This is a genomic window from Methanohalophilus halophilus, from assembly GCF_001889405.1.
In the GTDB taxonomy this organism is placed as follows: Archaea; Halobacteriota; Methanosarcinia; order Methanosarcinales; family Methanosarcinaceae; genus Methanohalophilus; species Methanohalophilus halophilus.
Window position 1 is genome coordinate 745797 of record NZ_CP017921.1, and the last position, 21492, is coordinate 767288.

Annotated in this window: 17 protein-coding genes and 1 tRNA gene; 9 read left to right on the plus strand and 9 right to left on the minus strand. The window is 42.8% G+C overall.

The window, feature by feature from the left end:
* Positions 1 to 591 precede the first annotated feature (591 nt).
* The 5 genes from BHR79_RS03685 to BHR79_RS03705 all read left to right on the plus strand — a co-directional run bounded on the left by BHR79_RS03685 (position 592) and on the right by BHR79_RS03705 (position 4328).
* Positions 592 to 2562 (plus strand): S-layer protein domain-containing protein, encoded by a 1971-nt coding sequence (locus BHR79_RS03685; protein WP_072561116.1) that lies wholly within the window; start codon positions 592 to 594, stop codon positions 2560 to 2562.
* Positions 2563 to 2714: 152 nt separating this feature from the next.
* Positions 2715 to 3260, plus strand: coding sequence for a hypothetical protein (locus tag BHR79_RS03690; RefSeq protein WP_072561117.1), 546 nt, complete (start codon positions 2715 to 2717; stop codon positions 3258 to 3260).
* Positions 3261 to 3456: 196 nt separating this feature from the next.
* Positions 3457 to 3651: a hypothetical protein gene (locus tag BHR79_RS03695; RefSeq protein WP_072561118.1), complete on the plus strand. Its 195-nt coding sequence runs from the start codon at positions 3457 to 3459 to the stop codon at positions 3649 to 3651.
* Positions 3641 to 3916 (plus strand): type II toxin-antitoxin system RelE family toxin, encoded by a 276-nt coding sequence (locus BHR79_RS03700; RefSeq protein WP_072561119.1) that lies wholly within the window; start codon positions 3641 to 3643, stop codon positions 3914 to 3916. The genes BHR79_RS03695 and BHR79_RS03700 overlap by 11 nt, the downstream gene beginning before the upstream one ends.
* 124 nt (positions 3917 to 4040) lie before the next feature.
* A complete protein-coding gene (locus BHR79_RS03705) occupies positions 4041 to 4328 on the plus strand; it encodes a hypothetical protein (protein WP_072561120.1) in 288 nt (95 codons plus the stop codon).
* Positions 4329 to 4364: 36 nt separating this feature from the next.
* On the opposite strand, the gene BHR79_RS03710 is transcribed toward BHR79_RS03705, so the two are convergent.
* A complete protein-coding gene (locus BHR79_RS03710; RefSeq protein WP_072561121.1) occupies positions 4365 to 4646 on the minus strand; it encodes a type II toxin-antitoxin system HicA family toxin in 282 nt (93 codons plus the stop codon).
* Positions 4633 to 5682 (minus strand): hypothetical protein, encoded by a 1050-nt coding sequence (locus BHR79_RS03715; RefSeq protein WP_072561122.1) that lies wholly within the window; start codon positions 5680 to 5682, stop codon positions 4633 to 4635. Before BHR79_RS03715 ends, BHR79_RS03710 begins: the two co-directional genes overlap by 14 nt.
* 319 nt (positions 5683 to 6001) lie before the next feature.
* Between BHR79_RS03715 and BHR79_RS03720 the strand changes: the two genes are divergently transcribed.
* Positions 6002 to 6111, plus strand: a tRNA-Met gene (locus tag BHR79_RS03720).
* 354 nt (positions 6112 to 6465) lie between these two features.
* Here BHR79_RS03720 and BHR79_RS03725 read toward each other — a convergent pair.
* Entirely contained in the window at positions 6466 to 7899 is a 1434-nt protein-coding gene (locus tag BHR79_RS03725; protein WP_072561123.1) for a dicarboxylate/amino acid:cation symporter, read from the minus strand.
* Between the two features lie 248 nt (positions 7900 to 8147).
* The gene (locus BHR79_RS03730; RefSeq protein ID WP_072561124.1) at positions 8148 to 10043 is read right to left on the minus strand and encodes a sensor histidine kinase; all 1896 of its coding nucleotides are present in this window, start codon (positions 10041 to 10043) and stop codon (positions 8148 to 8150) included.
* A 767-nt stretch (positions 10044 to 10810) separates the two neighbouring features.
* Between BHR79_RS03730 and katG the strand changes: the two genes are divergently transcribed.
* Both katG and BHR79_RS03740 read left to right on the plus strand, forming a co-directional pair.
* The gene (gene katG / locus BHR79_RS03735) at positions 10811 to 12988 is read left to right on the plus strand and encodes a catalase/peroxidase HPI (RefSeq protein WP_072561125.1); all 2178 of its coding nucleotides are present in this window, start codon (positions 10811 to 10813) and stop codon (positions 12986 to 12988) included.
* Positions 12989 to 13470: 482 nt separating this feature from the next.
* Complete coding sequence (locus BHR79_RS03740) at positions 13471 to 16227, plus strand: DNA-directed DNA polymerase (RefSeq protein ID WP_072561126.1); 2757 nt, start codon at positions 13471 to 13473, stop codon at positions 16225 to 16227.
* A gap of 1 nt (position 16228) precedes the next feature.
* Here the strand turns inward: BHR79_RS03740 and BHR79_RS03745 are convergent, their stop codons facing one another.
* Together BHR79_RS03745 and eno are read right to left on the minus strand one after the other, a co-directional pair.
* Positions 16229 to 17398, minus strand: a complete 1170-nt coding sequence (locus tag BHR79_RS03745; RefSeq protein WP_072561127.1) for an ABC transporter permease — start codon at positions 17396 to 17398, stop codon at positions 16229 to 16231.
* A 6-nt stretch (positions 17399 to 17404) separates the two neighbouring features.
* The gene (gene eno / locus BHR79_RS03750; protein ID WP_072561128.1) at positions 17405 to 18682 is read right to left on the minus strand and encodes a phosphopyruvate hydratase; all 1278 of its coding nucleotides are present in this window, start codon (positions 18680 to 18682) and stop codon (positions 17405 to 17407) included.
* 151 nt (positions 18683 to 18833) lie between these two features.
* On the opposite strand from eno, the gene BHR79_RS03755 reads away from it, so the two are divergent.
* Positions 18834 to 19211: a hypothetical protein gene (locus BHR79_RS03755; protein ID WP_072561129.1), complete on the plus strand. Its 378-nt coding sequence runs from the start codon at positions 18834 to 18836 to the stop codon at positions 19209 to 19211.
* Here BHR79_RS03755 and BHR79_RS03760 read toward each other — a convergent pair.
* From BHR79_RS03760 to BHR79_RS03770, 3 genes are read right to left on the minus strand one after another with little or no spacing between them, the layout of a single operon-like run.
* A complete protein-coding gene (locus tag BHR79_RS03760; RefSeq protein ID WP_072561130.1) occupies positions 19208 to 19657 on the minus strand; it encodes a PPC domain-containing DNA-binding protein in 450 nt (149 codons plus the stop codon). The genes BHR79_RS03755 and BHR79_RS03760 overlap by 4 nt on opposite strands.
* Positions 19658 to 19666: 9 nt before the next feature.
* Positions 19667 to 20347, minus strand: coding sequence for an ABC transporter ATP-binding protein (locus BHR79_RS03765; protein WP_072561131.1), 681 nt, complete (start codon positions 20345 to 20347; stop codon positions 19667 to 19669).
* 29 nt (positions 20348 to 20376) lie between these two features.
* Positions 20377 to 21483 carry an FtsZ/tubulin family protein gene (locus BHR79_RS03770; protein WP_072561132.1) on the minus strand — a complete coding sequence of 369 codons (1107 nt, stop codon included), beginning with the start codon at positions 21481 to 21483 and terminating at the stop codon, positions 20377 to 20379.
* Positions 21484 to 21492 lie beyond the last annotated feature (9 nt).

The window sequence follows — 21492 nt, forward strand, 5'->3', positions numbered from 1 at the left end:
GGTAGTACCCCTCATAAGTTTAATTATAGTGTTATTTATTCATCCTATCGTATTTTGGGGCATTGCGAAATTAATGCTCCATATTTCAAATAGTATTAATGTGATTTAATTTATATATAGGTGATGTGTAGTTAGAAACTGTCGTTACAAACGCTGTAACTGGAAATCACCTATACATTTTGTCGAATTAATCAGCCCCTTTTGTAGGGTCCTTTCAGGGCAATTTCCGGTTGAACTGCAATCAATAAAGTCTGAAGTCGACAATATGCCAAGTATCATTTGTATTTTCAACGGCCCCTTTATTAAATCGGACAACTTTTGTTCGGCATATGCCGTGAAATACATCGATATTTACCCATAAAAAAGGCGTTTTTTGACCATCGAGACCACAAAAGATTTAATAAGCAATTTTCTTATTAGAGGGTTGCAAACCAATATGACGGGATCAAGAGGGTGATGAGTTTCCTTTCGTCAATGGACGTAATGTTCACCGATGAAAGGTTGATTTGACGTACATGTGTACGTTTTATTGTTTATCAATCACTCTTTACCTTGACCATATATCTACAAATTAACTAACGGAGGAAAATAATGAAAAGACTAATAGCAACTTTAATGGCTGCCCTTATGGTCTTGACAGTATTTGCTGGCGTAGCAAGCGCAGCAGGTCATACTGTTGAGGTCAGGGGTACTGTTACAGATTTCCCAGGTGGCACCTACACATGGGATGCCCAGAACTTCCCAGGTTTCTGGTATGACCTTGATGAAAATGAATCATCTGAAACACTGGAAGTCACAGTAACTGGTTCAGAAATACTTGAAGGTGACCTTGTATACACTGCAACTGCAGTAGATGACCAGACCACTGAATTTGGATTCACTGAAAGCACCACAAGTGCTGCAGAATATACCTACATGAAACTCGGATTGTTCGCTGAGGAATATTTCGTAGTTAATGATGCAATTGACACTCTCTCCAAGATTCTCATGGATGATGACAGCAGTTATACCATGAGAACCGGAGAAACTCTCGAACTCGAGGAAGGTTACGCAATCACACCACAGCAGATCGATGTTGATGGTAACAAGGTCTGGCTTGAACTCACCAAAGACGGTGAATTCGTGGATGACAAGGTAATCTCTACCTCTGATGCAACACAGGCCAACAAGACCTGGTTCTATGAACAGGATATTGAAGACCAGGAAGATGTTGCTACCATAATGGTTCATGTCGACGAAGTGTTCCAGGGACAGGTTGACAGTCTCTGTATCATCGAAGGTATCTTCCAGATTTCCGAAGATGCAATGGTAGTTGAAGACGACGATGAATTTGGTGAACTTGAAGTAACAAGCATTGGCACTGATTCAATCGAAATGGCAAACATGGATGATCTTGATGTTCCAGATGATGAAGTACTTGATATCACAGATGAACTGATGGTCAGAGGAAACGATGGTGCATCACTCTGGTATCTCTTTGTTGAATACACAGAACCAGGAACATATGAACTTCGTGGAAGTGTCGCAGATGACGACTTCACATGGAACGCCCAGAACTTTGCCGGTTTCTGGTATGATCTTGATGAAAACGAATCATCTGAAACAATGGAAATTAACGTTACTTCAGGCGAAATCCTTGAAGGTGACCTTGTATACACTGCAACTGCAGTAGATGACCAGACCACTGAATTTGGATTCACTGAAAGCACCACAAGTGCTACTGAATATAGCTACATGAAACTCGGACTGTTTGCCGAGGAATATTTCGTAGTTAATGATGCAATTGACACTCTCTCCAAGATTCTCATGGATGATGACAGCAGTTATACCATGAGAACCGGAGAAACTCTCGAACTCGAGGAAGGTTACGCAATCACACCACAGCAGATCGATGTTGATGGTAACAAGGTCTGGCTTGAACTCACCAAAGACGGTGAATTCGTGGATGACAAGGTAATCTCTACCTCTGATGCAACACAGGCCAACAAGACCTGGTTCTATGAACAGGATATTGAAGACCAGGAAGATGTTGCTACCATAATGGTTCATGTCGACGAAGTGTTCCAGGGACAGGTTGACAGTCTCTGTATCATCGAAGGTATCTTCCAGATTTCCGAAGATGCAATGGTAGTTGAAGACGACGATGAATTTGGTGAACTTGAAGTAACAAGCATTGGCACTGATTCAATCGAAATGGCAAACATGGATGATCTTGATGTTCCAGATGATGAAGTACTTGATATCACAGATGAACTGATGGTCAGAGGAAACGATGGTGCATCACTCTGGTATCTGTTCACTGAAAGGACCATCGAAGCCGAAGAGGAACCAGCAGAACCTGAGGAACCAGTCGAGGAACCTGAGGAACCTGAAGAGAACGTAACTGAACCTGAAGAACCTGAGGAACCAGTAGAACCTGAGGAACCAGTAGAACCTGAAGAACCAGCAGAACCTGAAGAACCTGAAGAACCTGAAGAAGAACCTGCAGGTACTCCTGGATTTGAAGCAGTCTTCGCAATCGCTGGACTTCTGGCAGTTGCCTACCTCGTAAGGAGAAACTAAGCAGACTTGAATGATAGAAGGGACTAATCCCTTCTACTTCTCTTTTCTTTTTTTGGTTTGTGTTTTACTCTTTTTTGATCTGCTTGTTGCGGATTACTTTTAAATATCTAAATCTTGATTACAATCCATCCACTTTGGAAAAGGGATCTTTTATGAAAATGAGAATAGTAGCATTGCTTTTGGCCATTACAATGATAATGCTTGCAGTGTCGGGATGTACCGATACAGGTGAAGAAATCGATAATCCTGAGTTAGGGTCTGCTTCTGATGTAGTGTCACTTGGTGAAGTGCCTGCAGGATTTGAGCAGCTGGGTGTGCGGGAACTCGATACCAGTGGTGTGCTGGATGGTGTGGGCAGTGAAGAGACGGTTAATGCAGCCACACAGGGAATTTACAAAAACGGGGATAGTGTGGAAGTGCAAATCAGTGCCATTGAATGTACTGACACCGAAGCTGCCCAAACTCTTGTCAGCGATTACAAAAACGAATTCAATCCAATGGTACAGGGGGAGAGGTTCACCGAGCACTCCTTCAATGACCACTTTGCCACACGCATCATCTGGTATGTGACCGAAGGCGGGGAAGATGTACCGCGCTATGCCTACGTCTGGAACAATGACAGCATGGTAGTTCAGGTCAGGGGTACTACCTCAGATCCAAATCTTCTGTTCACCTTTGCACAGGCTACAGGTTACTGATGGGGAGGTTTTTCCCATCTTCTTTTTTTATTTTAGATTGATGTTAAGCATGGGGGCGGAAATGGTACAAGTATATATATTATGGTAACTATAGTTGCTATAGCCAAAATCAACAATTATAACAAAGATGGGCGCCAATAAAAATCATAATAATCAGAAGCAACAGAAATCAAATAGAAAAAGGAGTAAAAACCAAATGGTGGACAGTACAACAATACAGGTTAAAGCCCAGACCCGTGACGCTTTGAGAGAAATAGGCTCTATGGGGGATGATTATAACTCTGTAATTGAGAAATTGATTGTAGAGCATAATCGTAACTCTTTCCTGGAATATTCACGAAAAATTGTAACTGATCGGAAAGAGGAATTTATTAGTGTCGATGAAATATGATGTATTAATATTGCCGAATCTATTTGATGGGGTTTCGCCAAAGTTGAAAGATAACCTCAAAAAAGAAATCAAAGGCCTTAGTAACCCCTTTCCGGGAGATGGACCCGGCGATAAAAAAGAAATAAAAGGCACCTCCGATGTGGCATATCGATTAAGAGTAGGAAATTATAGAGTTTTTTATAGGATCAATTCCAATGAACATGTGGTATATGTCTTTGATGTTCTGACAGCCGAACAGGCACATAAAAAATACGGAAGGCTTTAAGTTGCTTTGTCCGAAAAATAAGGTACTTTTCGCTCACCAACATAATTTTTTTAGAAAACTCAATATAAACAAGTTACTTATGCACTTAACGATATAGTAGATACCAGAGCAATGAGGAATTTACATGTCAAAAAGAGCCGAACCATCAAATGTTCAATCTGATGTCAGTGAACATATCGGTACATCAGCATGTAGTAATAGCCTGTCAGATGACAGGCAATCTAGACACATTGAAGAGATGGCACGAAAGGCAACAACCCGTGCAGCAAATGATGCTCTCAAAAATGGCAGGGCTATTACAATCCAACAGGGTAATGCTATTGTCAGGAAATATCCGGATGGCAGGATCGAAGTGATCAAAACACTTGAAAACGCATTCGTTATCCCCAAAAAACGTATGTATAAAATATGAAGCGAATTCGAATATTTGCGGGGCCAGATAAATGACTTACCCTTCTTTTTGGATGTAAATCTGTTGAAGTTGTTCTTTGGTCAAAGGACAATCTATAAGATCACATAACTGTTCCTTAGAAAGATTTAACTGTTTACTCATTTTACTTAAAAGATTGCTATTATATTCCATTTTGCTCCCGTGGCTTATGAATGTTCTATTACCGGTTTTCTTGCCATCCAGATAATAAACATAAATTATGTGATGACCTTTACGTCTTTCTTCAAAACCTTTTTTGGGCAATGCTTTTTGTATCGTTTTTGCTTTATATGAGGCCACGAGAGTCCCCCACAATTGAAATCAGTCTCTCCCTCAGTAGCTGGCCACTTTTAGATAACTCATCATCAGTCAGGACATATTCTTGATATAATATGAAGAGTTGTTCTTCTAATTCTTTAAATACATCTTTCATTCTTGTATTCATAGCAAAAAGACCCAGTTCATCATTGGAACCAATAAAAACCTCATCTTCTAAAATAAATTCAATGGGGATTTTATTCTTTGGTTTCATAATTCTATCCGGAGAAGACATATTATCAAGAGTATAGTAACAGGTTTGTTCTATCGAATCTTCACTATCAATGAACAATCCAAAGTTTCCTTTATGTAGCGGTTTCATTGTTCCACGTAATACTACAAATTTTCCAAGGTGCTCTTGCACCCAATCTTTAATTTCAGGATCAAAATAGCAACTTATTTTCCCCTGATTACTTTCAACCGTTATCTTCTTACTCTGGCCAATACTTATCCCGGATATCCATCCAAAAATTTCCTTTTCATATTCTTCAATGGGTTTGTGTAAAAGTTTCTTTATAATCTTTTTTCGTGAGCCATTTAGTTGTATTTGTGACTTGCCCTGGAATCCTATCGATAATATACGTTTGGAATTTTCATCTGGCCACATTGCATAAAATTCTCTAAGTAATTTGTTTACTCGATGAGGATCATTAACAATATCGTACAATTCTTCTTTTGAAATATCTTTTTTAGAGAGAGCTTCAAGAAGCTCGTTAGTAGCGACTATAGACCTTTCACCGATAGTTCTACATTCTCCAAGAGCTGTCTGCTCATTACTTATCTGGAGATCGGCATGTACACTACCCATTTCAATATTAGTAAAAAGTAATGTGCAGTATTTTTTCACGTCAAGGGGAAAATCTCCACCTTCACGACAAGGATTTTCAAAATAGTAATCACCAAGATTGTAAATGATATTTTGAATATTCTGGATTGCATTAGCCACATCTAGTACAGGAATCTTTTTTTCTCCATCTATAGATAGAGAAATTTTACCTTTATATTTTGGAATTTCCATTGTACCACCTGGAAGGATAGGATGAGATGTATTATTTTTCTACCTTTGTTCTGGGTATAACACTTAAAACTTAATATACATTTTGGGAAATACTTGCATTACAAAGGAGAACTATGTAATATCAAATTGGATGAGCAGAGAAATCGTTTAGTCATCTAATTCGATTTTATAAAAGTTTCATTTTTAGAATGAAACATCGGGATGTAAGCTTTCCTTAATCCTGATCACACTTATGCTCGATGGGCATCCTTCTTGCAGTGCAATTCGATTATAATCGATACTTTTTAATATTACTTTTACCTTCTGTATGTGCTACCAGGCCCGGATAGCCTAGGTGGTTGGGGCGCCAGACTCATAGGGTAAACGATTGGGTGCTCCCATGTCTCCTGAGACATCTGGAGGCCGCGTGTTCGAGTCACGCTCCGGGCATCTTTTTTTCTTAAAGGTGAGACTTGTTTAGGCTTACCCAGGATGATTTTTTATTTGGTCATTATTTTTGTAAATATAAATATTAATAAATGGACCAAATGAAGTTCCCTGTGTGCAACCCCGGAAAACACATTAAAAAGGACAGTTTCTCAAGTAGTTGATTTTATTCTTGCTTCAGAGGGATTTTATTTAGATGTAGACCCTTAAAAAACAGAAAAGGTGCTGATCAGGATTGCAAGTTATGAATGATATGTGTAATGCTTTTTGTATGTCAAACAAATCTGGTAGTTACACACCTTAAAGCTAACTGACCTATTATTTTATAATTAATTATCATTGATAGTGTGATATGCTTCAATGTGAATTTACAATTACATCTTCCCCTTCTATACGTCTCTGCCTATCCCGGATTGTGGCTTCCTGGAATTTCTTCTCCACCGACTTTTCCTCTCCTATCCAGCGATCAACAATCGCACACGCTACAATGTCACCGGTTACATTAACCGATGTACGGCTCATATCAAGGATACGGTCCACGCCTATTATAAGGGCAATTCCACTTGCAGGAATACCTACGCTGTTCAAAATCATTGCAAGGATGACTATACCAACCCCAGGGGTTGCAGGGGTACCGATAGATGCTCCAACCACAGTAATCATGATTATTGCAAGTTGCCCTATACCAAGTTCCACACCAAATACCTGGGATAGAAATACAGCAGCAACGCTTTGATAGAGGGCGGTTCCGTTCATATTAATGGTGGCTCCCAGAGGTATAACAAATTGGGAAACAGAAGGCCGTACATTAAGTTTCTCTTCCACTGTTTTTATTGAAAGAGGCATTACAGCCGCAGAGCTGGATGTCGAAAAGGCCAGCAGGAGAACATCGCGAATAGAATGCAAAAACCTTATCGGATTCTTCTTTGATAAAAGGAAAATAATAAAAAGATAAATTACCATCATTATGAGTAACCCGGCAAGAACCGTACCCACGTAGACGGTCATTCCCAGTAATGTGTCTATGCCCAGATTGATGGTAAATTTTGTAAGCAACCCAAAAACAGCAAAAGGAGCCAATAACATGCTCCATTTGACAACTGTCATTGTAACTTCCTGTATTGAACCAAGCAACTCCAGAAGAGGTTTGGAACTATCTGGCTTCATAGAAACCAAAGCAATACCTACAATAATTGAAAATATAACTACCTGTAACATCTGGCCGGTTACAATTGCTCCCAGGGGATTGGTGGGAAGAACAGTACTGACAAGACCGGGAATGTCAGAAAAAGTAGGACCAAAAACATTATCCGGTGAAAGTGAAGTTGTGCTATCATCCATCGTATTCTGCACAATCTTATTATCGATGAACAGGCCTGGTTTTATAAACAGGGCTAATCCTAAACCAATTATAATGGCCAGGGAAGTTGTACCGAGAAAGAAAACAACCGTTCTTGATCCCATTTTTTTCAATTGTTCAATATCTTCTCCAGCAGCCAATCCCCTTATAATAGAAGCAAAAACCAGAGGAACAACAATCATCTGTAACAAGCCAAGAAAGATATAACCAGGAATAGCAACCCATTCACCAATAATCATTGCAATCGAAGGGTCAACTAATCCTGTAGATGGACCTAAAACTAATCCTACAGCAATTCCCAAAAACATTGCCAACAATATCTTAAGCCACAATCTGCCTTTGACAAGTGACTGAAGTTGATTGTTCAGATGTTTAAGAGAACGTGGATGAATTAATTCCAACGAGTTGAATGTCGCTTTCCGCCTACTCATGTCAGTTATCCTGCAAAATAATTATTGTTTGTCCATATTACACTATGGATAATTTAATAGAAGTATGCCGCATACACTGTTATTGAAATCGTCATTTGTTGATTGTACCCCTTAAATATACATGTCTGCATTGTATATCTGGTTTATGGAATCGGACTGATTTGATAACGGAAATAAAATAACGGCTTTTCAAGTAGTACATTTTATGCCCAATGCAAGTAGTTTTTATTCAGATGTGGAATTTAGGATTAGTGGTGATTTTGAGGAATAACGAGTGTGAAAGTGCTACCCTTCCCAACTTCACTTTCAATCCATATATCGCCACCATGCATCTCTATATATTCTTTCACCAATGCAAGCCCTAAACCGGTACCTTCATATTTCCTTGTAGCAGATGAATCTACTTGCTTGAAATTATTAAAAATATCTTTATGGGCATCTTCTGGTATTCCAATCCCTGTATCTTTTACAGACACTTGGAAGTTATCACCAATACATCTTGTATTGATAGCAATGCTCCCATTTTCAGGAGTAAATTTTATTGCATTACCCAGGAGATTGTGCATTATTTGAAGCATCTTGTTTTTATCGGCTTTAATGTTTGTATCCGTACCATCCAAAATACATTCAAATGAAAGATTCTTCTTGGCTATAAGTGGGTCAATAAATGGTTTTATATCCTCACAAATTTCAGCAAAATCTACAGATTCGATTTCCAATTCTTCTTTACCTGCTTGTAATTTTGATATAGCAAGAATTTTGTTTATCAGTTCAAGCAAATGGTCGCCACTTTTCAAGATGTTTGATACATATTTCATCTCTTTATCATTCAAATTCCCGGATTTGTTTGTAGATAATATTTGAGAGAAACCAATTATGGCATTAAGGGGAGTACGTAATTCATGGCTCACATTGGCTAGAAATTCCGTTTTGGACCGATTTGCATTTTCAGCAAGTAGCTTAGCGTTGATGAGAGATTTTTCTGCATTTTTGTTTTTGGTAATGTCAATCGTAGACCCATATACCTTGATTATACCATTTTCTTCCTGTGCTTTCCCACTTGATAAGAACCATCTTGTCACGCCGTTTCCATTAATGACCTCATATTCGAGAGACACAACTTTATCAGGATTTTTTACCCCCTCTTCAATCTTATCCTTTATTTCTGGCAAATAGTGGGGTTTGACATAATCGAAGAATGCTTTGAAATCATTTCCTATTGTATTAGGAGGAAGGGCTAATAATTCATTGACACCTTCTGATATATAGGTATCAACAAAGTCACCAGTTTCATCTACGGTGGCACTCCATACACTAATTGGTAAATTAAAATGAATTGATTCCAGTTGATTGAAGGCGTCCTTAAGCTTATATTCATATTGTTTTTTTTCAGTAATATCTTCCATAGTTGCCATAATGCCAAAAATATTTCCTCTCTGGTCATGCATGGGAGTAACAGACAAACTGCCATAAAGGTATGAACCCTCCTTTCTCAGTCGACAAACTTCATAACCTGTTATGGTCTCTCCAGCCAATACCCTATTGCGCAGTGAGAGATGTTCATCAATATTTTCTTCAGGAACCGTTGGCAAAAATTCGCCAATTACTTCCTCGCTGCTCCATCCAAATATTCTTTCTGAGGATTCATTCCATATGATCACGTTACTGTTAGTGTCAGTACCATGTATTGCTACAGGAGAAGTTTGAATTAATTTTTCCAGAAATTCCGTTTCTTGTTGTAATCTTCTTTCAGTTTGTTTTAGGTTTGTGATGTCCCTTTGTGAACTCATGTAGGCAATTATATTTCCTTTTTTATCATAAATAGGGGATACTTTAATTTGTATGTAAAAATAAGTACCATCTTTCGTTTTGTTCAATAGTTCCCCATTGTAAATTTTACCAGAAGTCACTGTATCATATATTTCTTTTTGAATCTCTACTGACAGCTGTTCAGCATTGAATACATCTGGTTTTTTACCTTTCAGTTCTTCAAAACTCCATCCAAACAGCTGTTCAGCCGCTTTATTCATGTAGATAATTTCATAATTAGTATCAGTAATCACTATACTATCAACAGATTGTTTTACGATTTCTGACCACATATTGAAGTTATCAATATTTTCACAATTAGGTAGCGGATTCATTGACACTCCCCTCTATATATTCCCCTGATTAATGCAGTAACTATCTATACAAACAATGTTATAAAAGTACATTGAGATAAATTTTGATAGATATTTTACTTTCATCCTGCTAACTAATATTTAACAGCTTTAGCCAAAATCAGAACTACTAAATTGAGGTGTGTGGGATAAATGTTTATTCACATAAATTGCCCTCATTGTAAGAAAGCTGCCTATCATGATGTAATAGTGAAATCTATGGAGTACAAAATCACCTTTATTGATGGCAGCAAGATGTTGAATTATCTGATAAACAATGGAAGCAGAGGGCACAATAACTGAAGAAAAATAGCCAACTTAGGCTTGCAGGATCCTGAAAAATTGCTTTGGTGTGGTGGCTGCCTATCGTTGTGACCTTAATTCTGAGGTTAAAAATGAATTCGGATATGTATTGCCCTGATAGGCGCATTTGTATTATTGTAGAATGCTAAACCCTTATTGAAAATTTCGTATGCATTTGGTTACCGTTCGATATCCATCCAAGGATCAACTATTAAATAGAATTCATGACATCTTTTTTAGAGCATTTCTTACAGCACTCCAAAATCTATTAATAGAGCAAAACTAAAAGCTTAGTTGGTGTGAGGGTATAGTAAATCATCTATCTTAGCTGTTACTGGTTTAGTTTTTTTCGATCGATCTGCTAACGTTAACTAGAAAGATGAGCACCGAAGCACGATATTCATAGCAGCACAGTGCATAAATCCAAACAATGAAAGGGGAAAATCATGAACGAGGAAAGCAAGGACCCGTTAATGGGATCTACTGCCCGGGGCGGCACGTCGATCCACGATTGGTGGCCGAATCAGTTAAATCTTAACATTCTGCACCAGCATTCTTCCAAATCCAATCCGATGGAAGAAGAATTCAACTACGCTGAGGAATTCAAGAAACTCGATCTGGAGGCTCTGAAAAAGGACCTCTATACGCTGATGACCGACTCGCAGGAATGGTGGCCGGCCGATTACGGTCACTATGGAGGGCTCTTCATCAGGATGGCATGGCACAGTGCAGGCACCTACCGCATGGGTGACGGTCGTGGGGGTGGAGGCTCCGGCAACCAGCGCTTTCCTCCTCTCAACAGCTGGCCGGATAATGTGAACCTTGACAAAGCGCGCCGTTTGCTCTGGCCGATCAAGCAAAAATACGGCAGAAAGATCTCCTGGGCCGACCTGATGATTCTCGCCGGCAACTGTGCGCTTGAGTCCATGGGACTCAAGACCTTCGGCTTCGGTGGCGGGCGCGAAGATATCTGGGAACCGGAAGAGGATATTTACTGGGGAAACGAGAGCCAGTGGCTTGAAGACAAGCGCTACTCCGGTGACCGGGAGCTCGAAAATCCTCTTGCTGCAGTGCAGATGGGTCTCATTTACGTGAACCCGGAAGGGCCAAACGGCAATCCTGATCCGGTCGCCTCCGGACATGACGTCCGCGAGACCTTCGCGCGCATGGCCATGAACGATGAGGAAACCGTGGCGCTGGTCGCTGGTGGACACACTTTCGGTAAATGTCATGGTGCCGGTCCGGCGTCCTATGTAGGGCCTGAACCCGAAGCAGCACCCATCGAGGAACAGGGTCTCGGATGGAAGAGCAGCTTTGGCAGCGGTAAAGGCGGCGATACAATCAGCAGTGGTATCGAGGGCGCCTGGAAACCGAATCCTACCAAATTTGACATGGGCTATCTGAGGGTATTGTTAAAATATGAGTATGAGCTGGTCAAGAGTCCGGCCGGAGCCAATCAATGGCTGGCCAAGGACGTAGACGAATACGATATGATCGTTGACGCCCACGACCCATCGAAGAAACATCGGCCGATGATGACCACCGCGGACCTCTCGCTGAAGTTCGACCCAATCTACGAACCCATCGTAAGACGCTTCCTGGAAAACCCCGAGGAATTCAAGGACGCCTTTGCACGCGCCTGGTTCAAATTGACTCACCGTGACATGGGTCCACGCTCACGCTACCTCGGTCCGGAGGTCCCGCAAGAGGAACTGATCTGGCAGGACCCGGTTCCTGAAGTGGATCATGAGCTTATCGATGCACAGGATATCGCAGACCTCAAGAGCAAGATCCTTGCCTCGGGACTGTCTGTCTCCCAACTGGTTTCGACTGCCTGGGCATCGGCGTCCACGTTCCGTGGCTCCGATAATCGAGGTGGGGCGAACGGGGCGCGCATTCGTCTTGCGCCACAAAAAGATTGGGAAGTCAACGAGCCTGAACAACTTGCGACTGTGCTTGAGATCCTTGAGGGAATCCAAAAGGAGTTCAACAACTCCCAGTCAGGTGACAAGAAGGTCTCGCTTGCCGATTTGATCGTCCTGGGTGGATGCGCAGGTATTGAGCAAGCAGCAAAGAATGCCGGTCATGATGTGACTGTTCCCTTCACGCCGGGACGCACGGATGCATCAGATGAGCAAACTGATGTTGAGGCATTCGATGTACTAGAACCCAAAGCAGACGGTTTCCGTAACTACCTGAAAACCAAATACTCTGTATCGGCAGAGGAACTGCTGGTGGATCGGGCTCAACTGCTGACATTGACAGCTCCTGAGATGACCGTTCTCCTGGGCGGCATGCGCGTCTTGAATACCAACTTCGAACAGTCCCAGCACGGTGTTTTCACCAAGCGGCCAGAAACGCTCACCAATGACTTTTTCGTGAATCTGCTCGACATGAGCACGGAGTGGAAGGCAACTTCGGACGATGTATTCGAGGGCCGTGATTACACAACAGACGAACTCAAGTGGACCGGCACCCGTGTCGACCTCATCTTCGGTTCGAATTCCCAGCTTCGGGCCCTTGCGGAAGTCTACGGAAGTGAGGACTCCCAGGAGAAGTTTCTGAACGACTTTGTAGCGGTGTGGAACAAGGTAATGAACCTTGACCGCTTCGATCTCACCTGATCGCAGCATCAATGTCTTCGCGGGCTTCTAAAGCATATTTTGAACGCTCACGAAGGCTATCAGAAACATGTGAGGGCGGTGTTTCAATACAATCTGAAACGCCGCCCCTTCTTTTGGCCCTTACACTTTACTGGTGCACATACACGCCTCCAGCGCAGACAGACTGCTTTTGTTTTTCAAGGCAGTCCTGGTTATGGAACAGGAATGGATGAAGATTTGGAACTTGGTTAAAGCAAGTCGAAAAGCTCACAGCCATGGCAAAAGATGAGTGTGCAAAGGTGGCTGCAAAGTAAATCATATTCGACTATGGTTGCAGTTTTCCATCACAGGGTTAAAATATTTTCCTTGCTCTTTTTCCCAGCGATTGTTTGGTATGAATTCCAAACACTTTACTTTTTATAGATATGTCACAGGGTTTAAGTTATAAATAAGAAAACTCATACTGCATACCCATAATCAATCACCTTTTCACAGTGAAAACCATGGCCACAAACCTACCTGATCAGCTAGAATTCCAGCTCATAGATGCCGACTACTTCAGACAGGACAACTCTCCTGTAATACGCCTGTTTGGGCGTTCCTCAGAAGGTAAAAGTATATGCTGTCAGGTACCTGGTTTCGAACCTTATTTTTATGTCAACTGTAATGCAGATCTGGAACAGGTTGCATCTGCTATCAAACAAAAGTTCGAGCAGGTGAAAGCCATAGAAGAGGTTGAGAGGTTTGAACCGGTAGGCTACCAGACCACAGCCACCCATATGTTAAAGATAATCACCCATGATCCGGGTAACGTGCCGGAGATCAGGGATGATATAGCCGCCATGCCTGCTGTAAAAGAGATCTATGAGGCAGACATCCTATTCAGGAACCGCTTTCTAATTGATAGGAACCTGCATGGGATGGGTTGGATGCGGATAACCCCTCAGGGTTCCCTGCAGGACCTCCCCCTCTGCAATATAACCTGCAGCAGTGAGAATGTGGAAGAATTTGAAAGAAAGGAACCTGCACCTCTGCGAAACCTGGCTTTTGACATAGAGTGTTTGCCAGTGGACGGCAATATGCCCACTCCTGAAACCTCTCCGGTTATAATGATCAGTATCTCCTTTGCACCGGCCTATCAGGGTAAAGAAACCATAGTCCTGATAGCCAAACCTGCGGAGGGGCTTGACGGGGATGTGGAAGCATGTCAGGATGAAGCTTCCATGCTATCCAGGTTTTTTGAGATATTCAGGGAATACGATCCCGACGTAGTGACCGGCTACAACAGCAATGATTTTGATATTCCATATATAACCGATCGCGTATCCATTCTCAACACAAATGGCCACAGGATTAAATCCGATGTAGGTAGGGACGGCAGGAGCCTGGGTTACAGGAAAATAGGCACTCGCACCCTGGTTGATATCCCCGGCAGGGCCGTTGTCGATGTTTTGCCCCTGATCAGGCAGGAATTCAGCCTGAAACGTTATACACTCAGGAATGTCTCCCATGAATTGCTCGACAAGGAAAAACTGGATGTTTCCCCTCAGGACATGGAAGAATACTGGGAAGATGACGGTGCCAAACTCTACGAATTTATCAATTATGCCAGACGTGACTCCGAGCTTGCCCTTGAACTGCTTCTGCAACTAAAATTACTCGATAAACATATAGCGGTATCCCAGGTCAGCGGCACTCTGCTTCAGGATGTTATAAGCGGTGGCCAGACCAATATGGTCGAACAGTTGCTCCTGAGTGAATATGGCAAGCAGAACAGGGTCATGTCATCCAAACCCGATGAACACACTTCCCAGCAAAGACGGAAGATGAATGAGAACCTTAAAGGAGGAGCAGTCCTTGAGCCTCATAAGGGGTTACATGAAAACGTTCTTGTGCTGGATTATAAGTCGCTTTATCCCACCATTATAATGGCCCACAATCTCTGCTATACTACCGTTGTGGAAAACACCAATCTGGAAGCAGATGATCTTATAATCTCTCCTACCGGGGATAAATTTGTCAAACCCCGTCTATACAAAGGCATCGTACCCTCGGTACTCGAGGACCTTTTGAGAAGGCGCAGTGAAACCAAGCAAATAATGAAAAAGACCAGTGATGAAAACCAACACCGTGTTCTTGATGCCACCCAGCTTGCTCTGAAAATCCTGCTCAACAGTTTTTATGGTTATTCCGGTTATGCCCGGGCACGTCTGTACAGTCTGGGAATGGCCGGCTCAGTAACAAGTATTGGCAGGGAAAACATCGCCCGCACAGAGGAGATTGTCTGCAGCCAGATAGGCGGTGTGATTCTCAGGAATGACGAAGTCTATTTCAGGGATGAAGCAGGCGAGATTAGACCTGATGATAAACAAGTTAACCTTTCCATTGTTTACGGGGATACGGACAGTGTTTTTGTGCACTGTATGGATAAAGACAACAGGGAAATATCTCCTGATGACCTTACTTTGGAGGAATCTGCCCGGGTGGGCAGCAAAGTTGCTTCCCTGGTAACCGCATCCCTGCCGGATCCCATGGAACTTGAGTTCGAAGCCACCGCCAGGCGTGTCCTGCTTGTAGCAAAGAAACGCTATGCTCAATGGCTGTTTGAACCTGCGGGAGACGGCTGGAAGGATAAGATCAAGGTTAAGGGTCTGGAAACCGTCAGGCGTGACTGGTGTGAGCTGACATCCAATATGTTAAACCGGGTACTGGAATATGTACTGAAAGAAGGTAATGTCGAAAAGGCAGTGGAACATGTGAAAACCACTGTGGACAGGGTGCGCAATCTGGACGTCACCCGGGATTCTGATATTATTGATGATCTGGTACTGACAAAGACCTTTTCCAAGAGCCCTTCAAGTTACAAGAACAAACAACCTCATCTCACCGTTGTGGAGAAGATAGAACAGCGCACCGGCATGCGTCCTTCCATCGGAGAGAGAATCCCCTTTGTGATAGTTGCGGGCAAGGACCTTTTTGTAAATCGTGCGGAAGACCCTGAGTATGTCAGGCAGCACAACATAGCCCTGGATGTTGATTACTATATCCAGAAACAGCTCCTCCCGCCGGTGGAACGTATCCTTTCGGTATTCGGGGTGAATATAGCAACCCTGGATCATGATTCCAGACAAAAAGGGCTTTTTGATTTTTCAAAAACCAAACCTGCCGACAATGGGTGTCAGATGAATGCCGAAATAAGGGAACCTGAAAAGGAAAAGATTCCTGAAAACGGTAACCAGAGTTCTCTTCTTGATTTCTGAATCATATACTTTCTATGGCTTCTACGGGATCCAGTTTTGATGCTTTTCTTGCCGGATACACTCCGGCGATCATATTTATTATAAAAGCAAAGATGGCGGCATAAAGGAAATTCATTGCCTCAATTTTCATGGGCATACGTGTAAGTCCCAGATACATTTCGGCAGGTAATTCTATTTCGTAGGACCCAATTGCCACAGCTGTAAAATATCCCAGTACAAGACCCAGCAGCAGGCCGAAAGCTCCCAGGATTGTGGATTCTATCAGGAATATTTTAGTGATGCTTTTTCTGGAAGTGCCCATTGCCATGAGCATTCCGATCTCACTTTTCTTGTCCATGACAATATTGATCAGTGTATTGGCGATACCAAATCCTGCGGTTATATAGATCAGGATATAGTAAAGCCACACAAACACCTTCTGGGTATTGAGTAACTCCAGAAGTTGACTGTTGATCTCAATCCAGCTATCAGCTCTTAGGCCTGTTTCTTTTTCAATTTCCGAAGCGATTACTTCTGCATTATATGGATCTGTGACACGCATGGATATTGCAGTGATTGTTCCCTTCTCATCATAAAAATCCTGCAGGGTTTCCAGTCTTGCATAGGCAACACTTTTGTCCCGACCAGTACCGCTGTCAAAGATCCCGATAACTTTCAGGGATAGGTCGCCGGCCTGAGGGGAGGTTATCTGTACCCATTCACCAGGTCTTGCTTCCAGATCATTGGCCAGGTCATCCCCGATAAGGATACCTTTGCCACTTCTGGCAAGGTCTTCATAAGTCCCCTCCACGATATCGGGTTTAATGTGCATCACATTGTCTTCATCAGGTGGATCCACTCCGAATATGTTGATCCCTGCGGAATTATCCCGATATGTAATAACGGCCTGTTTTTCAAGGTATGCAGAAGAAGCAATAACTGCGGGTGTGCTTTCTATTACAGATTTATAATAATCATAAAGGTGTATGCCTGCATCCCTTTCCTCTGCAGGATACACCACTATATGAGGAGAGTTTTCCACTGTCTTTTCTATCAGTTCATCGGTAAACCCGGTCATAAGGGACATCAGGACTACAATAACCACTACAGCAAGGGCTACAGCAAGAATGGAAAAGAATGTATTGCGCTGTTTTGAAGCGATATGCCTGCGGGCAATCCTGAATTCGAACATAAAGTTTCAGAGCTGCACATAACGTGCAGCATCTCCCAGATTTTCTTCAATACGCAGAAGCTGGTTGTACTTGGCAGTTCTTTCCCCTCTGGCAGGAGCTCCGGTCTTGATGAGATCCGCTCCGATTGCCACTGAAATATCTGCAATCATTGCATCCTCGGTTTCTGCAGACCTGTGGCTTACCACTACATTATAGCCGCTGCGGAATGCCATGCTTGCAGCATCGAAAGACTCAGAAAGAGTACCTATCTGGTTTACCTTGAGCAGCAGGGCATTTGCGGCTTCCATCTCGATACCTTTGGCAAGCCTTGAAACATTTGTGACAAACAGGTCATCTCCCACAATGATGGTCTCCCAGGCTTCATTGGTGAGGTTTGCGAAATCCTCAAAGGCTTCCTCGTGGAAGGGATCTTCAATCATTACTATAGGGTATGTGTCAATCAGGTCGACGTAGAAATCGGTAAGTTCTGCTCCGGTCATGGTGGTCCCGTCGATATTGTAGTTCTCCCCATCGAAAAACTCAGAGGCAGCGGCGTCCATCCCGATGGTTACCTCGGACTCGGTATATCCCGCTTCTTCTATGCCACTTACCAGGGCATCCAGGGCATCCACTGTCTGGTCAATGGGTGGAGCATATCCTCCCTCATATCCCACATTGGTTGCAGAAGCACCATATTTGTCTTCCAGGACCTTCCCCAGGGCACTATAGGTCTCGCTTCCCATCTGCAGGGCATTTGAATAAGTATCAGTACCTTTGGGCTGGATCATGAATTCCTGGATTGCAAGACCATTGCCTGCATGCTTGCCCCCGTTAAGGACGTTCATTGTGGGAACGGGGAGTGCAAAGGAATTCGATCCTCCAAGATACCTGTACAGGGGCATATTGAGCGAATCTGCAGCTGCATTGGCAACAGCCATTGAAACACCCAGGATGGCATTTGCACCGAAAGTAATCTTGTTGTCGGTTCCGTCAAGGGCTATCATTAATCCATCGATCTCCCTCTGGCTGCGCACATCATAACCAGTCAGTTCTCCGGCTATTGTTGTATTGACATTGTCCACGGCATCGAGGACACCTTTACCATTGTAGCGTTCATCCTCCTTATCCCGCATCTCAATGGCTTCGTTTGTTCCTGTGGAAGCTCCTGAAGGGACACTGGCCCTGCCAAAACCCTTTGGTGTGAACACATCAACCTCCACTGTGGGATTTCCCCTGGAGTCCAATATCTCTCTTGCATGAATCTTTTCTATCCGGTATCCTGCTTCTTCTGCCCTGTAACTCATGATAATTCCGCCTTGGACTTTGTTTACTGAATAGGAAATTACTGTATATATAATATTCTTGTCCCTGAAATTCGTGTTGCTAATGTTTTGTACGTATCTTCCTATAATGTATTCATAAAATATATATTAATGGAGCCATCTTTCTCCCTTTATGAATGATGCTGCTTTCATAAAGCTTGATTCCAGCAAAAGGGAGATTGCAGACCTACTTCAAAACCTGTACCTCTCCCGCATAGAAGCTCTAGCTATGACCTGCCTTATTGATGGCGATTCGCTTACATCAAGCCAGATTGAAAATCTCACCGGCTTGAGACAGCCAGAAGTAAGTGTTGCCATGAAACCTCTCTGCAAAAAAGGTATAGTTGAGTCCTGGGATCAGAAGGTATCAAAGGATCGAGGTAGGCCTCGCCGTTACTATAAATTAAAATTATCTTTTGATAAATTCATGAGAGATCTGGAAAATGACATATCGGCCGAAATAGAGTGTAAATCCCACGCGCTCAATAGGCTAAAGCAGATATGTATTTAATCCTCTTTTTTCGCGAAATTGATTGGGGCAAATCCTCTTGTACTGTCAAATTTGCGTAAAGCATCCATTCCGTCAATTTCAAGAAGAAGAATTTCCGTTACCATGAAGGCTTCATTGTGTTTTCGCATGCATCCAATACTGGCTTTTCCATCCCTGCCCAGACCGGTATGGAGATGAACTACGGGTTTTTTATTCTCAAGCATTATGTTGCCAATACCGATTATTTCGTGCGGGTCCACAAATGAATTCCACATGGGTTCTGGAGGGATCATATCTTTGAGTGGGCCGGTGACCAGATTTGAGGTCCTGCATGCTCCCAGCATGAAAAGGAATGCCTTTTCTATAGTTTTTTCTTCTGCCAGGGCCGTTATGCTCTCTATTATATCTTCACCGTCATCTACCCTGAGGACAAATACCCTTCCTATCTTTCCTTCTCTGTATTCCATGCTATTCCCTTATTCAGTAATTTTGCCATCTACGATCCTGACGATTCTGTCGGTTTTGCGGGCCATGTTTTCATCATGGGTCACCAGAATGAATGTCTGGTCAAATTCCCTATTCAGCTTCCTTAAAAGCTCATAGACCTTGTCACTGGAATGGCTGTCCAGATTCCCGGTAGGTTCGTCCCCGATGACGATCTTTGGGTGGTTTACAAGTGCTCTTGCCACGGCAACACGCTGGTTTTGCCCTCCTGAAAGCTGGCCCGGAAAATGGTGGAGACGGTCTTCCAATCCAACTTCATTGAGCAGTTTTTCAGCTTCTCTGGTAGCGTCATCCTTTTTCCTGCCGGCTATCAAAAGAGGCATCATAACGTTTTCCAGTGCGGTGAAGTCGGGTAAAAGATGATGGTACTGGAATATAAAGCCAAGCAATTTGTTTCGTGCACTGGATCGTTGCTGGTCATCCATGCTGGTGACATCCTGACCGTCAATCAGGATAGTGCCTTTTGTGGGTGTGTCCAGAATACCTATCATGTGTAACAAGGTACTTTTGCCGGAACCGGAAGGGCCAACTATTGAAAGGAATTCACCTTTTTTCACATCAAGGTCCAGTCCATCAAGCGCCTTTACCTCGACCCCATCACCATAGACCTTTTCCAATCCACGGATTTCGATGATATTGTCTGTTTGTGGCATGTCCTTCCCTGGAAACATTGCACATCATTTCAGTAATGCGGTTCCAGGCCTTCGATCTGGGAGAATGCCTTATCGACTTCCTTATCTTCCTGGACTCTTTCCTTTTTCTCTTTTTCGGTATTGATAGCATCGACTGCAAGATGATAAAGTTCTTCCAGTTCGGAAGCGGATTCAAGGGTAAGGACAGACAGTACCCGGGGATATTCACCTTTGCGGACAATTATTCCTTTGAAAACATGGCCTACTGAATCAGAAAGTTTCTCAACTTCCGTAGAGATTTCATCGATACTCAGGTAACTCTTGTCACCCTTGATGATCATCATGGACCTGCTTGCTTCCTCGTAAACATTGGTATTAAACAGTAATCCGCTGGGAGATATCGCCTTTTGTATGGCTGTTCTGATAGGTACCTCCCCGTCTGCTTCGTAGTAACCAATAGTAGCAATCCCGGCTCCTCCACTCATAACAGTCTTGAAATCACCGAGATCGGTGACCATCATCATCTCGCTGTCCAGGGAATCCAGCAGGAAGATCAGCCTTTTTGCAATCATCTCATTTATGGAATCATATGCAGTTTCCACATCTCCGCCCATCTGTTTGAGGTACTGGTTATCTGCAAGGATTATCCCGTCAACTCCACTTTCCCTTATGTCTTTGAGAGCAAATGCGGCATTTTGCAGGTACAATGTCCCTTCTTCCCTGAAAGGCAGGATAACGACTGCATATACCGGATAATCATTTTGTTCTTTCAATTCCCGAATCAGGGAAGGAGTAAAGGATGACCCTGTACCCCCGGAGGCAGAAGTTATAACAAAAGCAATATCGAAACTGCCTCTCTCATCGAGATTGCGCATAATCTGGGATTTATTTTCATCAAAAACTTTCCTTCCCACATTTCTGTTTGCACCAACTCCGTGCAGGTGAGGTATATGGATTCGATCCTTTGCTTTGGTATATTTCATTTCCTTGAGGTCGTTTACGGCAGTATTTATGGCAAGGGTTTCCACGTTACTTTTATACTGTTGTTTTGAGTAGAATTTAGCAAACCGACTTTTGGAGCCGAATGCCTGCCTGTTTATAGAGTCCAGAATACGGTTGCCACACTGTCCGTTTCCGACCATAAGTATGTTGAGCAATTAATTCCT